At 71.7% G+C, this 21450-nt stretch carries 18 protein-coding genes; 9 read left to right on the forward strand and 9 right to left on the reverse strand.

Annotated features, from left to right (window positions below):
- Positions 1-3: 3 nt before the first annotated feature.
- Positions 4-1653, reverse strand: coding sequence for a sigma-70 family RNA polymerase sigma factor (locus ABZT74_RS16945; RefSeq protein ID WP_356435645.1), 1650 nt, complete (start codon positions 1651-1653; stop codon positions 4-6).
- A 466-nt stretch (positions 1654-2119) separates the two neighbouring features.
- Here ABZT74_RS16945 and ABZT74_RS16950 point away from each other — a divergent pair, with 466 nt between their 5' ends.
- Positions 2120-3529, forward strand: a complete 1410-nt coding sequence (locus ABZT74_RS16950; RefSeq protein WP_356435648.1) for a DEAD/DEAH box helicase — start codon at positions 2120-2122, stop codon at positions 3527-3529.
- 106 nt (positions 3530-3635) lie between these two features.
- Here ABZT74_RS16950 and ABZT74_RS16955 read toward each other — a convergent pair whose 3' ends face one another.
- The gene (locus ABZT74_RS16955; RefSeq protein ID WP_356435651.1) at positions 3636-5159 is read right to left on the reverse strand and encodes a methionine--tRNA ligase; all 1524 of its coding nucleotides are present in this window, start codon (positions 5157-5159) and stop codon (positions 3636-3638) included.
- A gap of 474 nt (positions 5160-5633) precedes the next feature.
- Between ABZT74_RS16955 and ABZT74_RS16960 the strand changes: the two genes are divergently transcribed.
- The gene (locus ABZT74_RS16960) at positions 5634-7997 is read left to right on the forward strand and encodes a discoidin domain-containing protein (protein ID WP_356171690.1); all 2364 of its coding nucleotides are present in this window, start codon (positions 5634-5636) and stop codon (positions 7995-7997) included.
- Between the two features lie 84 nt (positions 7998-8081).
- Here the strand turns inward: ABZT74_RS16960 and ABZT74_RS16965 are convergent, their stop codons facing one another.
- On the reverse strand, positions 8082-9101 hold the full coding sequence (locus ABZT74_RS16965) for an aldo/keto reductase (RefSeq protein ID WP_356435654.1): 1020 nt from the start codon (positions 9099-9101) through the stop codon (positions 8082-8084).
- Between the two features lie 185 nt (positions 9102-9286).
- On the opposite strand from ABZT74_RS16965, the gene ABZT74_RS16970 reads away from it, so the two are divergent.
- The gene (locus ABZT74_RS16970; protein ID WP_356171685.1) at positions 9287-9877 is read left to right on the forward strand and encodes a TetR/AcrR family transcriptional regulator; all 591 of its coding nucleotides are present in this window, start codon (positions 9287-9289) and stop codon (positions 9875-9877) included.
- A 114-nt stretch (positions 9878-9991) separates the two neighbouring features.
- Here ABZT74_RS16970 and ABZT74_RS16975 read toward each other — a convergent pair whose 3' ends face one another.
- On the reverse strand, positions 9992-10645 hold the full coding sequence (locus ABZT74_RS16975) for a helix-turn-helix domain-containing protein (protein WP_356171682.1): 654 nt from the start codon (positions 10643-10645) through the stop codon (positions 9992-9994).
- Between the two features lie 74 nt (positions 10646-10719).
- Here ABZT74_RS16975 and ABZT74_RS16980 point away from each other — a divergent pair, with 74 nt between their 5' ends.
- The gene (locus ABZT74_RS16980) at positions 10720-11487 is read left to right on the forward strand and encodes an MBL fold metallo-hydrolase (RefSeq protein ID WP_356171679.1); all 768 of its coding nucleotides are present in this window, start codon (positions 10720-10722) and stop codon (positions 11485-11487) included.
- Between the two features lie 73 nt (positions 11488-11560).
- On the opposite strand, the gene ABZT74_RS16985 is transcribed toward ABZT74_RS16980, so the two are convergent.
- Both ABZT74_RS16985 and ABZT74_RS16990 read right to left on the reverse strand, forming a co-directional pair.
- Positions 11561-12337 carry a polysaccharide lyase family 7 protein gene (locus ABZT74_RS16985; RefSeq protein ID WP_355876180.1) on the reverse strand — a complete coding sequence of 259 codons (777 nt, stop codon included), beginning with the start codon at positions 12335-12337 and terminating at the stop codon, positions 11561-11563.
- A gap of 71 nt (positions 12338-12408) precedes the next feature.
- Entirely contained in the window at positions 12409-12594 is a 186-nt protein-coding gene (locus ABZT74_RS16990) for a hypothetical protein (RefSeq protein ID WP_356171676.1), read from the reverse strand.
- Between the two features lie 244 nt (positions 12595-12838).
- On the opposite strand from ABZT74_RS16990, the gene ABZT74_RS16995 reads away from it, so the two are divergent.
- Complete coding sequence (locus ABZT74_RS16995) at positions 12839-13300, forward strand: SRPBCC family protein (RefSeq protein WP_356171673.1); 462 nt, start codon at positions 12839-12841, stop codon at positions 13298-13300.
- 9 nt (positions 13301-13309) lie between these two features.
- Here the strand turns inward: ABZT74_RS16995 and helR are convergent, their stop codons facing one another.
- From helR to ABZT74_RS17010, 3 genes are all read right to left on the reverse strand, one after another.
- Positions 13310-15466 carry an RNA polymerase recycling motor ATPase HelR gene (helR, locus tag ABZT74_RS17000; RefSeq protein ID WP_356435658.1) on the reverse strand — a complete coding sequence of 719 codons (2157 nt, stop codon included), beginning with the start codon at positions 15464-15466 and terminating at the stop codon, positions 13310-13312.
- Between the two features lie 333 nt (positions 15467-15799).
- Entirely contained in the window at positions 15800-17380 is a 1581-nt protein-coding gene (locus tag ABZT74_RS17005; protein WP_356435661.1) for a cation acetate symporter, read from the reverse strand.
- Positions 17381-17699: 319 nt separating this feature from the next.
- Positions 17700-18494, reverse strand: coding sequence for an SDR family oxidoreductase (locus tag ABZT74_RS17010; protein WP_356171666.1), 795 nt, complete (start codon positions 18492-18494; stop codon positions 17700-17702).
- Between the two features lie 243 nt (positions 18495-18737).
- Between ABZT74_RS17010 and ABZT74_RS17015 the strand changes: the two genes are divergently transcribed.
- The 4 genes from ABZT74_RS17015 to ABZT74_RS17030 all read left to right on the forward strand — a co-directional run bounded on the left by ABZT74_RS17015 (position 18738) and on the right by ABZT74_RS17030 (position 21351).
- The gene (locus ABZT74_RS17015) at positions 18738-19211 is read left to right on the forward strand and encodes a carboxymuconolactone decarboxylase family protein (protein WP_356435664.1); all 474 of its coding nucleotides are present in this window, start codon (positions 18738-18740) and stop codon (positions 19209-19211) included.
- Between the two features lie 121 nt (positions 19212-19332).
- A complete protein-coding gene (locus tag ABZT74_RS17020) occupies positions 19333-20256 on the forward strand; it encodes an RNA polymerase sigma-70 factor (protein WP_355876198.1) in 924 nt (307 codons plus the stop codon).
- Between the two features lie 241 nt (positions 20257-20497).
- Positions 20498-21112, forward strand: a complete 615-nt coding sequence (locus ABZT74_RS17025) for a ParA family protein (protein ID WP_355876200.1) — start codon at positions 20498-20500, stop codon at positions 21110-21112.
- The gene (locus tag ABZT74_RS17030; RefSeq protein WP_356435667.1) at positions 21109-21351 is read left to right on the forward strand and encodes a hypothetical protein; all 243 of its coding nucleotides are present in this window, start codon (positions 21109-21111) and stop codon (positions 21349-21351) included. Before ABZT74_RS17025 ends, ABZT74_RS17030 begins: the two co-directional genes overlap by 4 nt.
- Positions 21352-21450: the final 99 nt, after the last annotated feature.

The raw sequence follows: 21450 nt of genomic DNA on the forward strand, positions 1-21450 counted from the left end.
CCCTCACATCTTGGCGCCGAAGTCCTGGGTCCACCACGGGCCGCCCGAGCCCTTGTGCACGCCGACACCGATGTTCTTGAACGAGCAGTTCAGGATGTTCGCGCGGTGACCCGGGCTGTTCATCCAGGAGTCCATCACCGACTCCGGGGTCTGCTGGCCCCGGGCGATGTTCTCGCCGTACGTGGACCAGCGGTAGCCCGCGGCGGTGATGCGCTCGCCGGGGTCCTCGCCGTCGGGGTTGCTGTGGTCGAAGAAGTCGCGGGCGGCCATGTCCTCGGAGTGGTCCAGCGCGGCCTGCTCCAGGTCCGCGTTCTCGGTGAGCGGGCCGCAGCCGGCGGCGGCGCGTTCCTTGTTCACCAGCGCGACCACCTGGGCCACCGTGCCCGACGGGGCCGCCTGCGACCGGGGCGCGGCGGAGACCGTCCGGGTCGCGGGCGCCGCGGATGTCGAGGCGGGCGTACTCGGCTCCGCGTGACGGGGCGCCTTCGTCGCCTTCGGCTTCGCCGACTTCGACGCGGAGGGCGACGGGGACGAGGAGGAGGACGCCGACGCGGAGGGCGAGGCCGGGACGCCGTCGGCGCCCGGCGCCGAGAGGTCCATGACGGGGTCGCCCGCGGTACGCGCCGCGGTGGCTCCCCCGTTCGACGTCCCGGAGTCGATCGCGAAGTACCACAGTCCCCCGCCCGCCACGCACGCGGCGACGACTGCGCCGCCGACGGCCCGGCGCCTTACGCGCCGGCGCCGGCGCGCTTCCAGGCGGGACGCCGATCCGCCGCGAGGGGCTCGGTGCCCGGCGCCACCGGCAGGCGAGCCGCCGGCGTCCCGCAGCCGGGACGCCGATCCGGCGGCGACCATGCCGTCCGGGCCGGGCCGCAGCACCGCGATCAGTCCGGGGGACGCCGCGATCAAGGCCAGGCCGGCCAGCAGTCCCTCGGCGGGCATCAGTCCGTTCCAGAGTCCCGAACAGCGGACGCAGCCCCGCGCGTGCCGGGCTATTCGCTTGCGCCACAGCGCCGAGGGCCGGCCGTTCCAGGAGCCGAGCAGCCCGTGCAGCTCCGGACAGGGCGGCTGCGCGTCGAGGGCCCGTACGACCACGCGTGCCGTCTCCAACTGTGCCTTCATGCGCTGGACCTGCACCGCCGCGTGCTGCGGGGACAACTCCAGCGCCTCGGCGACCTCGGCGCGGGTCAGTTCTCCGGCGCACTCCAGCCACCACAGGGAAAGCGCCGCCCGGTCGTCGGGTTCCAGCCAGCGCGTTGCGAGCGCGGTCTCCCGGCGCTGGCCGGACAGCTGGAGCTGCCACATGGTCAGGTCCACGAAATCGGCGCCCGGGTCCGCGAGGTGCTCGGCCTCCTCGACGCCGCCGGGGGCGAGCTGGCGGTCCTGCCAGTGGGCGCGCACCTGGTTCATCGCGATCGCCACGAGCCAGGAGCGGAAGTTCTCCGGAGTACGCAGACCGTCGAGGCCGTCCAGGGCGCGGAGCATGGTGTTCTGCACGACGTCGTCCACGTCGACCGAGCCGTTCAGCGCGCGTCCGACGACGTTGTAGACCAACGGGAGATAGGCCCCGACCAAGGCGTCCTGGGCCTCCGAGTCGCCCGCTCGGGCGGCAGTGACCAGTGCCGCCGGGTCCACCCCTTGCTGTCTCCTCATGAAAACTTCCCTGTCCTCGACTCCGAACGATGCTGCCGTCACATGGGAGACCGCCCCCAGGGCCCCGGATAACAGTTCTTCGGGGACCCGTTCCGGCAGACACTCGCCGCCTCGGCCCGCCGCCCGCAATGGAGAAGGTCACATCCGGCCGCCTCATCGAGAAAGGGCGGGTGGGTATGGCGTCCTTGCCCGGATTGCACCACGGGCCGGCGCCGCTCGGCGTCCGCTGCGCCGCCGTTCGGCGCACACGGGAGGACGGCGTTCGGGGGGCCGTCCCATCCTCGAACCGGGCTGCGCCGGAGGGCACGGCCCGGACGGGCGGGGGCGATGTCCCGCGCGTGACCGGCCCGGGAAGCGCCGGGTCGTCCGCTGGTAAAATGGCCTTCACGCTTCGACGTCGCCGGGGCCCGTACCCAGGGGTACGGGCCCCGGAGTGTTTCGGGCGTCGGACTGAGGAAGGTTCCCCATGAACGCGAAGCCTCCGGCTTCTGGACGGCACCGCACCGGCGAGCAGCGGCCGGCAGCGCCGCAGGGCGAGGTCGCCATGCCGCAGACGGTCTCCCCCGGCCTGCCGCCGGTCACGTCCTTCGACGAGCTCGGGCTGCCGCCGGAGCTGCTGACGACGCTGACCGGCCTCGGGGTGACGGAGCCGTTCCCGGTCCAGGCCGCGACCCTTCCGAACGCGCTCGCCGGGCGGGACGTACTCGGCCGGGCGCGCACCGGTTCCGGCAAGACGCTGGCCTTCGGGCTGGCCCTGCTCGCCCGGACGGCGGGACGGCGGGCGGAGTCCAAGCGGCCGCTGGCGCTGGTGCTGGTTCCCACGCGGGAACTCGCACAGCAGGTGAGCGACGCCCTCGCACCGTACGCGCGGGCGCTGGACCTGCGCCTGACGACCGTGGTCGGCGGCCTGTCCATCAACCGGCAGACGGCGGAGCTGCGCTCCGGCGTCGAGGTGCTCATCGCGACACCCGGCCGCCTCACGGACCTGGTCTCACGCCGGGACTGCCTGCTCAACCAGGTGCGGATCGCGGTGCTGGACGAGGCCGACCAGATGTGCGACCTGGGGTTCCTGCCGCAGGTGTCGGAGCTCCTGGACCAGGTGCGCCCGGACGGGCAGCGTCTGCTGTTCTCGGCCACCCTCGACCGCAATGTCGACCAGCTCGTCCGCGAGCACCTGCACGACCCCGTCCTCGCCTCCGTCGACACGATGGCGGCCTCGGTCACCACGATGGAACACCACGTGCTGAACATCCACGGCGCCGACAGGTACGCGACGGCGACCGAGATCGCCGCACGGGACGGCCGGGTGCTGATGTTCCTGGACACCAAGACCGGCGTGGACCAGTTCACCCGTCACCTGCGGGCGAGCGGCATCCGGGCCTCCGCCCTGCACAGCGGGAAGTCGCAGCCGCAGCGCATGCACACGCTCGGCCAGTTCAAGGACGGTGAGATCACCGTCCTGGTCGCCACCAACGTCGCGGCACGCGGCATCCACATCGACGACCTGGACCTCGTGGTCAATGTCGACCCTCCTGCCGACGCCAAGGACTACCTGCACCGGGGCGGGCGCACCGCCCGTGCCGGCGAGTCGGGGCGGGTGGTCACCCTGGTCACGCAGAACCAGCGCCGCGACGTGAACCGGATGATGTCCGACGCCGGGATCCGGCCGACGGTCACCCAGGTCCGCTCGGGAGAGGCCGCGCTGTCCGAGATCACCGGCGCGAAGCGTCCGCCCACCCCGCCGAAGGCCGGCAACGCGCCGTTTCGCGGCATGGGCACCCGGCCGGGACGCCCGACGAAGGAGACCCGTAAGGCCGCCGACGCCCGGAAGGCGGCGGAGGCCCGAGCGGCGGCCCGAGTGCGCAAGGGCCGCTGACCCCTGTTCCGCGGCGCTCCCGCCGCGGAACGCGCGGCGCACCGGCCGGGCAAGTCCGGGCAGCGAAGGCGCAGTTGTCCTCCGGCACCTGGCGGTTCGCCCCCGACTACCCGCCCGCGCGGAGCGGGGTGAAGAGTGGTGCCGCGGGCGGGAGCGTGCCGTTCGCGGTGGGCCCGACCTGTTCGGAGATCCGTGCGGCGGCGCCGGGGACGAACGGGGAGAGTTCGTCGGCGAGCAGACGGCACGCCGTCACGAGCGCGGCGAGGACGTCGTCCAAGCGCCGGCCCGCCGCACCGTCTCCGCGCCCCTCGGCGCGCGCCAGTTCCCACGGGCGCGTGGTGTCGACGCAGCGGTTGGCGGCTTCCACGATCTCCCACGCGGCGCGCACGGCCCCGCGGAAGTCGTAGTCCTCCAGGGCGGCGTCGATCCGGCCGGGGACTCCTCGGCACACGTCCTCCAGGAACGCCACCGCGGGCTCGGCTCCGCCGGCAGCGGGGACCGTGCCCGCACGGTACCGGTGGACCATGGTCACGACTCGGTGGACGAGGTTGCCCAGCCCGCCGGCGAAGTCCGCGTCGGCACGGGCGGTCAGCCGTTCCGGAGTGAAGTCGGCGTCTCCGACGCGGGGCACGTCCCGCAGCAGCCACCACCGGACGGCGTCGGTGCCGTACGCGTCGGTGAGCGCGACCGGGTCGACGGTGTCCGGCCCGGATTTGCTGATCTTGCGGCCGCCGACCGTGAGGTAGTCGTGGACCAGGATGTCCGTGGGCAGCGGCAGTCCCGCCGACAGCAGGATCGCCGGCCAGTACACGGCGTGGAAGCGCACGACGCCCTTGCCCACCAGGTGGACGCGGCGTCCGTCGCCCGCCCACCACCGCTCGTACGCGGCCTCGCCGGTGCCGTAGCCGAGGCTGGTGACGTAGTTGCCGAGGGCGTCCCACCAGACGTAGACGACCTGGGCCGGGTCGTCGGGCACGGGGATGCCCCAGCCACGGGCGCGGACCTGGGATCGGGAGACGGAGAAGTCGTGCAGCCCGCTCTCGATCAGGGCGAGGACCTCGTTGCGCCGGGCGGCGGGTTCGACGCGCAGCACTCCGTCCGTGATCAGGTCGTGGAGCCGATCGGCGTAGCGCGAGAGACGGAAGAACCAGTTCTCCTCGGCGACGGGCCGGGGTTCGGTGCCGTGCTCGGCGCAGCGGCCCCCGACCAGTTCGCCGGGCGTGTAGAACTGCTCGCAGCCGACGCAGTACAGGCCCTCGTACTCCTTGCGGTACAGATCGCCCGCGGCGGCGCAGCGGCGCCACAGCCGTTCCACCCCGACCCGGTGGCGGGGGTCGCTGCTGGTGCGGATGAAGTCGTCCAGGGTGAGGTCGAGCGGATCGCGCAGGACGGCGAAGGCGTCGGCGTTGCGGTCGACCAGCACCTGCACGTCTAGGCCCTCGGCCTCGGCGGCGAGGACGTTCTTGAGGGAGTTGTCGTCGGTGCCGCCGACGAGGCGGACCTCGCTCCCTCTCCGGCGCCAGTGCCGGGCCAGGGTGTCCGCCTGGACGAGTTCCAGGGCGAAGCCCAGGTGGGGGCGCGAGTTGACGTACGGGATGGTCGTCGTGACGTAGTGGCGTGATGCGGTCATCGGTCCTCCTACCGGGGTGGGGGCCGATCCGCGACGCACGTCGGGGCCCCGTCCCGGGGCCTCGGAATGCGGTACGCGTCCGTGCTCAGCAGCCCCGTGTGCGGGGCGTCATCCGGTGCTGGGACGAAGGCGTGATCATGTCGGCGATGCTAGCAACGGGGGCTGAGCAGGGGCATGCGGTTTTTCGGCTCCCGCCGGGCGGGGACGAGCACGCGTTCCCCCGTCCGGCCGCGGGCGCCCCGCGCGGTCGACGGGGGCGGGGAGCAGTTGACGGGGTGCCTCGGCCCGCGGCGCAGCACCGGTCATGACGCCGGGCCCGCGCCTCCGAGCGCGTGCCTCACGCGGCCCACCCTCCTGTTCGTCGATTATTTGCGGCTCTCTGTATCAATCTTGCGCACGTTCATAGACTTCCCTTGCCGTCGCTTCTAGCCTTCTTGCGTCCGCTCACCCCACGAGCCCTGAGGACGCACGCCTGTGAATTCATCCCCCAATGGCAGACCCCTGCGCCGAGGACTGGCGGCGACCGTGTCGCTGGCACTCGCCGCGGCCGGCACGGTCGTGGCCGTGGCCCTCGCACCCAACGCCGTCGCGGCCGGGGTGCCGGCTCCTTCCCCGGTCGGCATATCCGGCCGCGGCGCAACCGTCCCGTTCAAGGAACAGGAGGCCGAATACGCCGCCACCAACGGCACCCTCATCGGACCGGACCGGCTCTACGGCCACCTCCCCTCCGAGGCGTCCGGCCGGCAGGCGGTGACACTGGACGCGACAGGCGAGTACGTCGAGTTCACCCTGACCGCACCGGCCAACGCGATGTCGTTCCGCTACTCGCTGCCCGACAACTCCGCGGGCACCGGCCGCGACGCGAGCCTCGACCTGAAGGTCAACGGCACGCAGCTCAAGAGCATCCCGGTGACCTCCAAGTACAGCTGGTACTACGGCGGTTATCCGTTCAACAACAACCCCGGCGACACCAACCCCCACCACTTCTACGACGAGACCCGCACCCTGCTCGGCTCGACGCTGCCGGCCGGCACCAAGGTGCGGCTGCAGGTGTCGTCCACGAGCGACTCACCGACGTTCACCATCGACCTCGCCGACTTCGAGCAGGTGGGCGCGCCCATCGGCAAGCCGTCCGGAGCGCTGGACGTCGTCGCCGACTTCGGGGCCGACCCGACCGGGGCGGCCGACTCGACCGCCAAGATCCAGGCGGCCGTCGACGCGGGCAAGGCGCAGGGCAAGACCGTGTACATCCCCCAGGGCACCTTCCAGGTGCGCGACCACATCGTCGTCGACCAGGTGACGCTCGCCGGCGCCGGTCCCTGGTACAGCGTCCTCACCGGCCGGGACCCGGTGAACCGGTCGAAGGCCGTGGGTGTCTACGGCAAGTACGCCAACCAGGGCGGCAGCAAGAACGTCACGCTCAAGGACTTCGCCATCCTCGGGGACATCCGCGAGCGCGTCGACGACGACCAGGTCAACGCCATCGGTGGCGCGTTGTCCAACTCCACGGTCGACAACGTGTGGATGCAGCACACCAAGTGCGGGGCCTGGATGGACGGCCCGATGGACAACTTCACCATCAAGAACAGCCGCATCCTGGACCAGACCGCGGACGGCGTGAACTTCCACATGGGCGTCACCAACTCCACGGTCACCAACACGTTCGTACGGAACACGGGTGACGACGGTCTGGCGATGTGGGCGGAGAGCGTCCCGAACGTCAAGAACAAGTTCACCTTCAACACGGTGATCCTGCCGATCCTCGCCAACAACATCGTCACGTACGGCGGCAAGGACATCACCATCTCCGACAACGTGATGGCGGACACCATCACCAACGGCGGCGGACTGCACGTGGCCAACCGCTATCCGGGCGTCAACTCCGGTCAGGGAACGGCCGTTTCGGGTACCACCACGGCCGCCCGCAACACGCTGATCCGGACCGGCAACAACGACTACAACTGGCAGTTCGGTGTCGGCGCGGTCTGGTTCAGCGGGCTCAACGAAGCGCTGGACGCGACGATCAACATCACGGACAGCGAAATCCTCGACAGCTCCTACGCCGCCATCATGAACATCGAGGGGGCGACGAAGGGGCTGCACTTCGAGAACGTGCGGATCGACGGGGCGGGCACCTACGCCCTGCAGATCCAGGCGACGGGCACGGCCTCCTTCACCAACGTCACGGCCACGCACATCGCCCAGTCCAACCCGATCCACAACTGCGTCGGTTCCGGCTTCGTGATCACCCGCGGCGCCGGCAACAGCGGCTGGTACGCGGACCCGCCGGCCTGCACGGGCAACTGGCCGGCCCCGCAGTGGACCAACGGCGGCGTACCCGGCGGAGGCACCACGCCCCCGACCGACCCGCCCACCGATCCTCCGACGGACCCGCCGACCGACCCGCCCACGGACCCGACCGTGAACCTCGCCAAGAACCGGCCGGTCACCGAGACGAGTCACACCGACGTCTACCCCGCCTCCAAGGCCGTGGACGGCAACGCGGACACCTACTGGGAGAGCGCCAACAACGCCTTCCCGCAGTCCGTGACCGTCGACCTCGGCGCCGCCAAGGCGGTCAAGCGCGTCGTGCTCAAGCTGCCCCCGGCGACCGCTTGGGCCACGCGCACCCAGACGCTGAGCGTGCTCGGCAGTACCGACAACTCCACGTTCAGCACGCTGAAGTCGTCGGCGGGATACACGTTCAACCCGTCGAGCGGCAACACCGTGACCGTCAACCTGACCGGCACCGCGACCCGCTATCTCCGGGTGACCTTCACCGGCAACACCGGCTGGCCGGCGGGGCAACTGTCCGAACTGGAGGCCTACACCGGCTGACAGCCACGTTCCGCCCACCGATTCCTGGCGGCCCCGCACCGGAACTGACCCGGGGCAGGGTCGCCAGGCCATGTCCCGGCGCCGTCAGCGCCGGCGCAACGCCGGGTCGAGCAGAGCGGGCGGGGTGTCGAACTTCTCGTGCGCCGCGAGGTCGGTCCCCGGAGCCACGATCGCGTCGATCGCGTCGAGTACGTCGGCGGAGAGCACGGTGTCCGCGGCTGCGAGCTGCGCGCGCAGGTGGTCCGGCGTGCGGGGGCCGATGAGCGCGCTCGTCACGGCGGGGTGCGCGGTGACGAAGCCCAGCGCGAGCTGGATCAGGGTCAGACCCGCCTCGTCCGCGACCTTCGCGAGCCGTTCCACGGCGTCGAGGCGCGCCCTGTTGGAGGGAACGGAGAGGTCGAAGCGCTGCGGCATGACCGCCGAGCGACTGGTGGTGATCTCCCGGCCCGCGCGGACCGCCCCCGACAGCCAGCCCGAGGCCAGCGGGCTCCACACGAGCACGCCGAGCCCGTACTCCTCGGTGACGGGCAGGACGTGGGCCTCGACACCGCGTTGCAGGATCGAGTAACTGGGCTGCTCGGTGACGTAGCGGCTCAGGCGGTGTTCGCGCGCGGCCCACTGCGCCTGCACGACACGGTGCGCGGGGAAGGTCGAGGAGCCGAAGTACCTGATCTTTCCTGCGCGTTGCAGGTCGGTCAGCGCGGACAGCGTCTCCTCGTCGGCGGTCTCCGGGTCCCAGCGGTGGATCTGGTAGAGATCGACGTGGTCGACACCGAGCCGGCGCAGGCTGTTGTCCAGCTCGGTGGCCAGCCAACGGCGTGAACTGCCGCGGTGGTTGGGGTCCTCTCCCATGGGCAGGCCGGCCTTCGTGGCGAGCACGATGTCGTCCCGGCGGCCGGCGATGGCCTTGCCGACCATCTCCTCCGACTCGCCGTCGCCGTACATGTCGGCCGTGTCGACCAGGTTGATACCGCCCTCCAGGGCTGCGTCGACGATGGCGGTGGCCTCGTCCTGCGTGGTGCGGCCGATGCGGCCGAAGTTCATCGCGCCGAGCGCGAGCGAGCCGACCTGCACTCCGGTGCGGCCCAAGGTGCGGTACTGCATGATCTGACTCCTCGATCGCCGGCGAAACGTGTGTCACTGCGTGGCTTGGCCGACGGGCCGCCGTCTGCCATCATGAGCAAACGGAACCCCGTCCCGTTTGACGATACGGAACAGCGTCCCGCTTATCAACCCCGATCCGGAACGATGTCCCGTTCCGCTGTTCGGCAGTGGAGGGAACGGCACGGATGAACGACAGCGACGAGACCGCGGGGCGGGCGCCCCGGGCCAAGCGCGCCGACGCCCGGCGCAACCAGGAGTCCCTGCTCGACGCGGCCGCGGCGATCTTCGCGGAGGCCGGCGTGGAGGCGCCCGTGCGTGATGTCGCCGCGCGGGCCGGTGTCGGGACGGCGACGATCTACCGGCACTTCCCCACACGGGCGGACCTCATCATCGCCGTGTACCGGCACCAGGTCGAGGCGTGCGCCGAGGCGGGACCGGCCCTTCTGGCCGACGGCACGTCCCCGCACGCGGCACTGGCCCAGTGGATCGACCTCTTCGTCGACTTCCTCGTCACCAAGCACGGCCTCGCGGCCGTCCTCCAGCCGGACAACACGGCCTTCGACGGGCTGCACACCTACTTCCTCGACCGCCTCCTGCCCGTGTGCGGCCGGCTCCTCGACGCGGCCGCGGAATCCGGCGAGATCCGATCGGACCTGAAGGCGTACGAGCTGATGCGCGGCGTCGGGAACCTGTGCATCGGGGCGGGCAACGACCCGCACTACGACGCGCGACGACTGGTCGCCCTCCTGATCGCGGGCCTGCGCCGACCCGAGTGAGCCAACGGAGCGGATCGCCGGAGGCCCACGACGTCAGGTCCGGGCCCACCCCCGCGCACCGCTGAAGCAGTGGCCGGCCCCCGCGCACCGCTGAAGCGGACCCGGCGCCCCCACTCAGTCGCGCCCGGGCGCCGGCTCCAGGAGCGTCGCGACGAGCAGCGCGGCGAGCCAGCCCTCGTAGGCGTCGGCGGACCAGCCGCGCTCCGCGGTGAGCCGGGTGAAGGGGCCCGGCCCTGTCAGGGTCCAGACGGAGTCCGCGAGGTGGGCCCGGTCGGCCCCTGAGCGCACGACACCGGCTTCGGCGAGGTGGGCGACGAAGGCGGTGACGCCGGTCAGACGTTCGCGTTCACCGGCTTCCAGGACCTCGCCCACCGCGGGCCCGGCCTGCACGAGCAGCGCGAACAACGCGGCCAGCCGTTCGTGCACCCCGCGGACGAACGCCGCGTAGCGCCGGAGCTTGACCTGCGGGTCACGCGTCGCCCACACCTCCTGGAGCTGGGGGCGCTCGGCCATGACCAGGGCGTCGTCGTCACCGGCCAGCGTGATGTCCCAGAGGGCCTTCACCAGCCCGGGCTTGCCGCCGAACGTCTTGTACACGGTCTCGACGGAGACGCCCGCACGGTCCGCGACGGCACGGAGTGTCGTCGCCTGATAGCCGTCCCGGAACAGCAACTCGCGGCAGGCCGCGAGCACTTGGGCACGGCTCCGGCGCGCGGCATCGCGCCTGCGCCCGGCGTCGTAGGCCCGGCGCGGTGGTTCGCTCACCATCGGACGCGCTCCTCCCCATTCCGTTACAGTTGACTGTATCGAAATAGTTCCGCTGCTCGCCACCGGAGGACCGCATGCCCCGTCCCACCGCCCAGCAGGTCGCGCCGGGCGTCCACCGGCTCGGCGACCGCGTCGTCAACTTCTACGTGGTCGAGGAGCCCGGCGGCCTCGTCCTCATCGACGCGGGGCTGCCCGCGCACCTGGCGGGACTGCGGGACCATCTGGCCCTCGCGGGGCACTCCCCCGCCGGGATCCGCGCCGTACTCCTGACCCATGGCCACCCCGACCACACCGGACTCGCCCGGACCGTCCAGCGGGCCGGCGCCGACGTCTGGGTGCACGAGAAGGACGCGGCCATCCTGCGCGACGGACCGCGCAGCGCGCTGCGCCACGCCAGACCCGAGCGCTCCGCGCTCCCCTACCTGCTGCGCAGGCCCGGCGCGCTCGGCGCCCCCCTGCACCTCGCCCGCGCGGGTGCCTTCACCGCTCCCGCCGTTCGCGACGTGCGCGTCTTCGACGCCGACCGGCGGCTGGAGGAGGTTCCCGGCGCTCCCCTCGCGGTCGCGCTGCCGGGACACACTCCGGGCAGCACCGGCTACTTCTTCCCGGAGCGCGGCCTGCTCTTCACGGGCGACGCCCTGGTCAGCCACGACGGGCTGACCGGCCACGAAGGACCCACCCTCGTGTGCCGCGGCTTCACACACGACAGCCGCGCCGCGCTGGCCGCCCTGGACCGCATCGACGAACTGGGGGCGACGGTCATGCTGCCCGGGCACGGCGACCCGTTCACCGGCGACCCCCGCTCGGTGACCGCGCGGGCGCGGCAGGCCGGCATCCGCTGAACGACGACACGGACGGGCCCTGCGACGGCGTCGGGGTCGTCACAGGGCCGCGTACGCGGTGCGGGGTGACGCGTCAGCCGTGCGAGACGGTCAGACCGTAGAAGCCGACCTTCGCACCCTTCGTGGTGCTGTCGGAGGAGGACTGGTTGTAGGAGCCCGCCTTGAAGTACTGCTTGTACGGGAAGAACGACGACGGTATCGGGTAGTGCGTCGTACTGCCGTTGACGGTCAGGTCGATGGTGTTCCCGCCGGACACGGCGATGGTGTAGGTCCACGTCTTGCCGACCGACACGTGCCCCACCGTGTGGGTCGTCTGGCCGCCCGACGGGGAGTTCTCGGTGCCGACGACGATGTCGCCGCTGGAGCGGTAGTAGAGCTCCACGAGCGGCTTCGTGGACGAGCCGCCCGAGCCGAGGTGGATCTGGCCGACGCACACGTTGGACGTCACCGACACCACCCTCAGCGTCGCGCTCAGCCGGTGACTGCCGCCGAGCGACCAGTCCGCCGCGCTGCCGCTGCGGTTCATCTCCCGCAGCTCGGAGCGCGCGTAGTTGGAGTTCGGCGTGGTGACGCCCTTCTCCGGTGCCCAGAACGTCATCGCGCCGTCGCGCGTGTCGGTGTAGAAGTACGAGTCCTGGAAGCCGCTCGCTCCCTGCAGCCGGGACGAGGAGATCGTCGTCGGCGAGCCCGGAGAGCCCACCGGCTCCTGCAATTGCCACACGGACAGGTCGAAGTTGCCGCCGGGCGCGACCTTCGGGTCGGCCGCGCCCGCGGCTGCCGTGCCGAGCACGGTCACCGCGGTGACGACACCGGCGACGGTCACCGTCGCGAGAATCCTGGAACGAGTCATGTTGACGTCCTTCGTCGATCGTCGGGAGGAGAGGGCGGTGCGGTGGATCGGCCCACCGGGGCGACCCGTGGTCACTGCGGCCGCCGAAAGGGAGCGCCGGCATCCGACAGCGGCTGCGCCACGGCAAGTCCGCTGCGTGCGGCGGACGTTCGAGTATGTGGTTGCCTCTTCAAGATGACGATCACGGCCTTTCGTCTGGTCGTGCCGAGCAGACGGTGGGGGAAGGCATTGTTCATGTAGATGAACTTGAAGTTCACCTGTGAACTACACGTGCCGCGACGTTAAAGGTCTGAACCACGGCCGTCAAGAGGTCGCGTCGACGCGGCTCCCGCGTAGGACCCGTCAGCGGCACCCTCTCGCGGTGCGGCCAACACCCGCCGGACGGCCGGGTGTTGCTCAGGCAGGGAAAGCGGCTCCGGGGAATCGGCGGCCCTCTGCGCGCGGCGCCCGACACCGCGGCCTGCCGCGCCTCCTCGGGCTCTCCTCTGTAGCCTGGACCTCGTGTACACGACGCGAATGACGGGTCATGTGAACGCCCCCCGAGGTGCCGTCTACCGGGCCCTTCTGGATGCGGACGCGGTAGCGCGGTGGCGGGCGCCGCACGACATGCGAACCGAGGTGCACGCCTTCGACGCCCGCGAGGGCGGCGCGTTCCGGGTGTCGCTCACCTACGACGCACCGGACGCCACCGGCAAGTCGGCGGGGCGCACCGACACGTATCACGGCCGTTTCGCTCAACTCGTCCCCGACGAACGGGTGGTGGAGGTACTCGCCTTCGAGACGGCGGATCCCGCGCTGCGTGGCGAGATGGTCATCACCACGCAGCTGACCGAGGTGGACGGCGGCACCGAGGTCGTCATCGTGCACGAAGGCGTGCCGGACGCGGTTCCGGCCGCGGACAACGAGACCGGGACGCGCATGGCGCTGGACAACCTGGCACGGCTGGTCGAGTCCGGGTACTGACCGGCCGGGTCACGGACGCGTGAGGACCACGAGTTGCCGGGTGGCCCGGGTCATCGCGACGTAGCGGTCGACGGCTCCCTCGACGCCCTCTCCGAACGTGTCCGGGTCGACGAGGACGACCAGGTCGAACTCGAGCCCCTTCGACAGCTCCGGGGTGAGTGAGCGGACCCGCGCCGTCGGCCGGAACATGGGATCTCCGATGACACAGGCGACCCCCTCGTCGTGCGCGGCGAGCCATGCGCCGAGGATCGCGTCCCTTTCGGCGACGGATCCGTGGACGACGGGGAGGCCGCCGGCGCGCACGGAGGTCGGCACGTTGGCGTCCGGGAGCACGGCGCGGATGACCGGCTCGGCCTCCGCCATCACCTCCTCCGGTGTGCGGTAGTTGATGCTCAGGGAAGCCACCTCGACCCGGTCGAGCCCGATCCGTTCGAGACGTTCCCGCCAGGACTCGGTGAATCCGTGCCTCGCCTGAGCCCGGTCACCGACGATGGTGAAGCTCCGCGAGGGACAGCGGAGCAAAAGCATCTGCCATTCCGCGTCGGTCAGTTCCTGGGCCTCGTCCACGACGATGTGCGCGAACGGGCCCGCGAGGGGCTCCGGCTCGGCGCCGGGCAGCGCGGCCTCGTCGATCAGGGTCTCCTGCAGGTCCCGTCCGCGCAGCATCCCCATCGCGCCCTCGCTCTCGTCGATCACGACGTTCTGCAGCAGGCTGTCGACGACGTCGGCCCGGCGCGCGCGTTCGGCGGCGACGGAGGCCTCGCGGCGCCGCCTGCGGACGGACGCCTCGGGGTCGCCGAGCCGTTGACGGGCCGCGTCCAGGAGCGGCAGGTCGGACGCGGTCCAGGCATGAGGGTCCGCGCGCTGCAGCTTCCGTACGTCCTCGGGTCCGAGCCAGGGAGCGCACATCCGCAGGTAGGCGGGCACCGACCAGAGGTCTCCGACGAGGTCGGCCGGCTCGACGACCGGCCAGGCGCGGTGGAGGGTGCCCACGAGTTCCTCGTCGTGCCGCAGGGCCCCGCGGAACACATCGGGCGCGATGTCGTCGTCGTGCTTGTCCAGCAGGATCGTGAGCAGTTCCTCCCAGATCTCGTCCCGTGCCTCGTTGTGCGGAACGCCCGGTCCGGGTGCCTCGAACGCCTCGGCCCAGTCGTCGGCGGTCAGCCGGACGTCGGCCCAGGGCGTCGAGACCGTCATCCCGCGGGTGGGCGGTGTCTCGTAGAACCGGGCGGCCTTCTCGATCGCCCCGACCATGTCCGCGGAGGACTTCAGGAGGGCGACGTCCGGGTCGGTCTCGGCCGTCGCGGCGGCGCCCTCGGGGACCAGGTCGCGCAGGGTGCAGATCTGTACGCCCTCCTCGCCGAGGCTCGGGAGGACGTCGCCGACGTAGGCCAGGTAGGGCTGATGCGGGCCGACGAACAGGACACCGCCGCGGCGGTTCCGGCCGAGCCGGGGGTCCGCGTACAGGAGGTAGGCGGAGCGGTGCAGCGCGACGACGGTCTTGCCCGTACCCGGACCGCCGTCGACGACGAGCGCCCCGCGTGATCCGGCGCGGATGACGGCGTCCTGGTCCGCCTGGATGGTGGCGAGCACGTCCCGCATCCGGTCCGACCGGTTGGCGCCGAGGCCGGCGATGAAGGCGGACTGGTCGTCGAGCGCCGCGTGCCGGTCCAGTCCGTCGGCGGCGAACACCTCGTCCCAGTAGTCGCTGATCCGGCCGCGCGTCCAGCGGTAGCGGCGACGGCTCGTCAGCCCCATCGGGTTGGCGTGGGTGGCCGCGAAGAACGGCTCGGCCGCCGGTGAGCGCCAGTCGGTCAGCAGACGGCGGCCCGTGCTGTCGGTGAGGCCGAGGCGTCCGATGTACAGGGGCTCCGCGTCCTGTGCCCCGACGGTGTGGCCGAGGCACAGGTCGATGCCGAAGCGTCGCAGGGCGCGCAGCCTGCCGGTCAGCCGGTGGATCTCGGCATCCCGCTCCATCGCCTCCCGGCCGATGCCGCCGGGCTCCCTCCGCAGGGCGTCGAGACGGTCGGACAGCTCATGGATCGCCAGTTCAAGGCTCTCCGCGACGGCCGCGAAGTGCCGCTCGTCGGCGGCGATCAGCGCCGGGTCGGCCTTGGGGGCGAGGCGCTCGGGCAGGGCGAAGGCGCTGGTGCTCAAGGGGGTCATCACGTCAGCTCCGTTCCCGGGCGGCAGTGCCGGGTCCGAACGGCCGCGCGCGGCGGCGCCCCGGTCGCGCCGACGCCGCACCGGGGTGCCCGTGGCGCGCATCCCGTCCCCGGGCGGCGCCGTCGCGCCACCCGTCCACCAACTCACACGAACGCACTGAGTGATTCTCCGTTTCCGCAGGTCCCTGGCCTTGCCGGGAGATTCTGCGGCACCACGGGGGCCTTGCCGCAAGCCCCCCTGTGCGCTATAAGTTGAGAGCGGCAAGAGGTGTGGTGTCCCTCTGCGTCCCCCTCAGCGGCCCGTTCCACCTCAGGTGTCCGGCCCGGGCCGCGTTCACCCTCGCTGGACGAACTGACGGTCGCGCCGCGGCTGTTGGCGCACCGTGCGCGAGCGTCGACGGCCCACGAGGCCGAGCAGGAATCCGGCCGGGATCGTGATCAGCCCCGGCGTCTGGAGCGGGAACCAGTGGACGTCGTGGTCGGGGAAGACCGCGGTCGGTATGCCCGAGACCGCCGGCGAACCCGTCAGCAGCAGCACGATCAACGGCAGGGTCCCGTAGACCGTCCAGCGCACCCCGGTGGCCGAGTGGCCCGGCAGGAACAGCGCGTACAGCAGGACCGGAGCCAGCACCGAGGCCGCGACGGTGAACGACAGTGAGATCAGGGTGAGCCTGCCGCGGTCGGCGAGGACGGCGGAGAGTACGACCGCTGCCGCGCCCACCAGGACGATGGCCACCCGCGCACGCCGGATCTCCCTGGCCTGCGAACCGCCCCCGGCACCGTGCGCCGGCCGGTTCCGGAAGTCACGGGCGAGGCTGGAGGCCGCGGCCAGCGTGATGCCCGCGACGGCTGCGAGCGTGGTCGCGAACACGGCACAGGCGACGATCGCGAAGAGCATGCTGTGCCGTGCGACGCCGTCGGCGGGATCGAGCGCTCCCGTCACCATGAGCAGGGCTGTCGCGCCTCCCGGGTCGGCCGCCCGCAGCGCGTCCCGGCCGATCAGGGCACAGGCCCCCAGCCCGGCGACGACGACTCCGGCGCACACCAGCGCGACGGGACCCACGGCCCAGCCGATGGCCCGCCGCGCGGTGCGGGCGTCGCGGAGCGGGTGGAGGCGCATGGTGATGTGCGGCAGACAGGCCGCGCCGACCAGCAGGGTCGCCTGAAAGCTGATCAGGTCGAGGCGTCCGGCGAGGGAGGGGCCGAAGTGGAGCCCGGGGCGCGCGTAGGCGGCGCCCGCTCCGGAGTGCTTCCGGGCGGCTTCGAACAGAGCCGGCGGTGACCATCCGAACCGGGCGAGGACGATTCCGGCGACCAGCACCACGGCGGTCACGGTCACTCCGACCTTGAGGATCTGTACGTAGCCGGTCCCGCGCATGCCGCCGAACGCCGCGTAGCAGACCATGAGGGCTCCGCCCGCCACCGTGCATCCGGTGAGCGCTCCGTCGGGGAGGCCGAACATGGCGGCCATGATGTGCCCGGCGGTGCCGAGTTGCACCAGGAGCAGCGGGGTGAGGACGACGAGGGTGGTCACGCCCAGGGCGCGGCGCACCGTGGGGTCCCCGAGCCGCTCGGAGAGGAAGTCCCCGAGTGTGAACACCCCACCGCGGCGCAGGGGTTCACCCAGGATGCGCAGGACGAGGTAGAGCGATACGACGGTGGCGCCGGCGAAGAGCATCCCGTCGGCGCCGTCGAGGGCGACCGAGCCGGTGGTGCTGAGCAGCGTGGCGGCCGAGATGTAGTCACCGGCGATGGCGAGCCCGCCCCCGACCGGACCGAAGGCCGCGCTGCCACCCGCGTAGAAGTGCTCGGGGTCGTCCAGGTCGGCCGCCGCGAGCCCGCACAGCAGCAGGGACACCGCGACGAAGCCCAGGAAGACCACGACGGCCAGCGACTGCCCGCTGCCGCCGCTCACGGTCTGCGCTCCCGTCCCGTGGGGACGTCCTGCACACGGCACGCGCCTGCTGACGGCGTCGGAAGTGATGATCGGGATGCGGAAGACATGCCGGGCATGGCACCAGCCGTCCGCCGCCGCGTACAGGGGGCCGCGTGTTCGGAAGGCCCTCGCACAGCCGAAGCGTGGCGGTGCTGTGCGACGGCACAGCTTCACGGGCTGTCGAGCGCGTGGGACCCACGGGCGGCGCGGGTGTCGAGCGCGTGGGACCCACGGGCGGCTTGCGCTCCGCGCCGGTGGGCTCGCGGGTCCCCACGGGCCGTGTGCCGGCAAGGGGTCCCTAGGGGAGGATCGAGTCGACGTAGCCGCCGTCGACCCGCACCGCGCCTCCCGTCGTGGCCGACGCCTGCTCCGAGCTGAGGTAGACCACGAGGTTCGCGATCTCCTCGGGTTCGATCAGCCGCTGCAGCAGGGACTGGGGGCGGTACTCGCGCATGAAGGTGCGCTGTGCCTCGTCCCAGGGCAGGTCGCGGTCGACCAGTTCGTAGACGAAGTCCTCGACGCCGCCCGTGTGGGTCGGTCCGGCGATGACGGAGTTGACCGTGACGCCCGTGCCCGCCGCCTCCTTGGCGAACCCCCTGCTCACGGCCAGCAGCGCGGTCTTGGACATGCCGTAGTGGATCATCTCGGCCGGAATGACGACCGCCGAGTCGCTGGCGATGTACTGCACGCGCCCGAAGCCACCGGCCATCATGCCCGGCAGGTACATCCGGGTGAGGCGGATGGCGGCGAGGACGTTGATCTCGAAGTAGCGCCGCCATTCGTCGTCGCTGATCTCCAGAGCCGGCTGGGAACCGAAGATGCCGAGATTGTTGACGAGGATGTCCACCTCGGGGAGGACCTCCCGTGCTCGCACCGCGCCCTCCTCCGTACCGAGGTCGGCGGCCACGGCGACGAGGTCGGCCCGGGGTGCTTCCTTGCGCGCCCGCTCGACGGCTTCCTCCACCCGGCCGGGGTCGCGCCCGTTGATCCCGACGCGGGCACCGGCCCGGGCGAGTCCCAGCGCGATCGCCGCGCCGATCCCCTGCGTCGAGCCGGTGACGAGCGCGGTCCGTCCTGCGAGATTCAGCTCCATCAGATCACCACTTCGTTGACTGCGTGACGGGTCGGGATCCTGCTCGTGACGCGTCGAGGCCGTTGGCGCGGCCCCTTTCGATCATCACGGACGGGCCGGGTACCCGCACCGCGTCCGGCTCACGCAGCGGATGGTCCCGCCTCGACGCGACGAGGAGACGTGGGTCACGGCTCGCGATGTCACAGGCGGCCGGGCTGCCTCGTCTCGGGGGTACACCCACTGACGATCAGAGAGAAGGCCACCATGGACGCGCGACTGGACTACTTCTCCAACCCGACCGCCGGCAAGTCCCTCAAGTACTTCATGGCGACCGGCAGGTCGCTCAAGGACTCCCCACTGCCGCTCGCCACCCAGGAGCTGGTGGCCCTGCGCGTGAGCCAGATCAACGGGTGTGCCGCCTGCATCGACATGCACACGAAGGACGCCGCCGCCGGCGGTGAGAGCGCGGTGCGGCTGAACCTGGTCGTGGCGTGGCGGGAGGCCACGGTCTTCACCGAGGCCGAGCGGGCCGCGCTGGATCTGGCGGAGCAGGGGACCCGGGTCGCCGACGCGTCCACGGGTGTCAGCGACGAGGTGTGGGCGACCGCCGCCGAGCACTACGACGAGGACCAGCTCGCCGCCCTGGTCATCCTGGTCGCGTTCATGAACTCGGTGAACCGGCTGAACATCATCACGCGGCAGCCCGCCGGCGACTACGAGCCCGGACAGTTCGGCTGACGGGATCGCCGACCCCACCCGGGCACGGCGTCGCTACGCTGACCGGGCGACGGCCCCGGACGATCATCGGAAGGAGCCCCTTCCCGCCGGTACGGCGCGATGGGAGCGGAAGGGACTCGGTGTGAGCAAGGTCGAGGAGTTCGAGGAACTGCGACCGCTGCTGTTCTCGATCGCCTACCGGATCCTCGGCAGCGTGAGCGAGGCGGAGGACGCCGTGCAGGAGACGTGGCTCCGCTACGACGGCTCCGCCACCCGCCCCACGTCCGCCAAGGCGTTCCTCTCGGCCACGGTGACGCGGATCGCGATCGACGTCCTGCGATCCGCGCGGGTGCGCCGGGAGGCGTACGTGGGTCCCTGGTTCCCCGAGCCCCTGCTGAGCGATCCGTACGAGGACCCGGCGCGCGCGGTGGAACTGGCGGATTCGGTGTCGGTGGCGGCGCTGCTCCTGCTGGAACGGCTCAGCCCCCTCGAACGCTCGGTGTTCGTGCTGCGGGACGTGTTCGCCTTCGACTTCGACGAGATCGCCCGGGCGGTGGGACGTTCGGAGGCGGCCTGCCGGCAGTTGCTCGTCCGGGCGCGGCGGCACATGGCGGACGGGCGGCCGCGGTTCACGGCGGACCGTGAGCAGCGGCAGGAGCTGGCGACGCGGTTCTTCGACGCGCTGAAGGACGGCGACGTGGGCGCACTGCGGAACCTGCTGGCGGCCGACGTCCAGCTGGTCGGGGACGGCGGCGGGAAGGCCCCCCAGTTGTCCCGAGCCGTCGCCGGGGCCGAGAACGTGGCCCGGCTGCTGGCCTCCGTCTTCCCTCACATGGCCCTGGTCGACGTGACGTTCGAGGCGCACGAGGTCAACGGCCAGCCGGGCGCGGTCTTCCGGACGCGGGACGGCGAGGTCCTGCACACCATGGCACTCGACGTCGTCGACGGCCGGATCCTGACCATTCGCTCGGTGATCAATCCCGACAAGCTCCGCCACCTCGGACCGGTGGCGGACGCCTGGGCGGTCGACCGCGAGGTGAGGCGGGCCCGTCGGGGCACGAGTTGAGACCGGGCGCGATACCGAGGCGCCCGGCGCGGCTCACGTGAACGGCCGCCGGACGGGGGGGCGGCGCGCCCTCTCCGATCACCTCACGGATCGTCAGTCCGCCGTACCGGCGCGGGCGTTGATCCATCGGAATGATTCGGGGGCGCCCCAGGGTGAACGAGGAGGCAATGCGCCCCGCCTCGACGGCGGTGGTCCCCCGCACTCACTAGCGTCGCCTCTTGTGTCGATGAGCTATGCCTTTGTGAACCTGAAACCCGGAGTGGGCAAGACGACAAGCGCGGTGTGGTTGGCTCACGCACTGCACGAGTCGGGCTACTCCCCCCTGCTGGTGGACAGCGACCCCGCGTCCTCGGCGCTGCGGTGGAGCGAGCTGGCGGGCGGCTTCCCGTTCCCGGTGTTCTCCCTGCCCGTGGGCGACGTGCACCGGCGGGTGAACGACTTCCTCGGCGACCGGCGTGCCGTGGTCTTCGACGCCCCGCAGATGGAGGACCACGCGCCCATCGCCCGGAGCATCATGCGGTACGCGAGCGAGTGGATCGTGCCGGTCACCCCCTCCCCCATCGAACTGGACCGGATGGCGCCGATCGGCGGCGAGATGGGCGACGTCCAGTCCCTGCGCGCCCAGCCGGCCCGCTCCGCCGTGCTCCTGAACCGTACGAACCGCCCCGACGCCACGCGGACCGGTCCCGACGCGGATGCCCGCGAGGCGCTCACCGAGCGGGGCTTCGACGTGTTGGCGACCCACATTCCACGACTGGACCTGTACTCCCAGTCGTTCGGCAGCCCTGTGGAGGTCAAGGGCTCGGCGTACATGGACCTCGCGGACGAACTCATCAAGCGTCAGGAAACGAAGTGAACCAGCGCAGGGACACCTACCGGGCCGCCTTGCGGCGGGAGCCGGACACCGCCGCGCAGCGGCCCGCCGCCGCACAGCACCACCCCTCGGTCACCCACCTCGACCTTCGGTACGTCCGCGTGACGATCGAACTCGACCCGGCCGTTCCGCGCGAGGTGACACGGTGGGTCGGCCCTCCGGTGTCCGCCCTGCTGCGCGTCGGCGCGGCGGTGCTCCGCCCCCTTACCGGCACCCCCTGACCGGCCGGCCACTCGGCCGTCCGGGCCGAGCAGAACGGGCCGCGTGCGAACGCGGCCCGTTTGCCGTCTCCACGGACCGCCTCTAGGATGACTGGCATA

The sequence above is a fragment of the Streptomyces sp. NPDC005302 genome, from assembly GCF_040607345.1.
Lineage (GTDB): Bacteria > Actinomycetota > Actinomycetes > Streptomycetales > Streptomycetaceae > Streptomyces.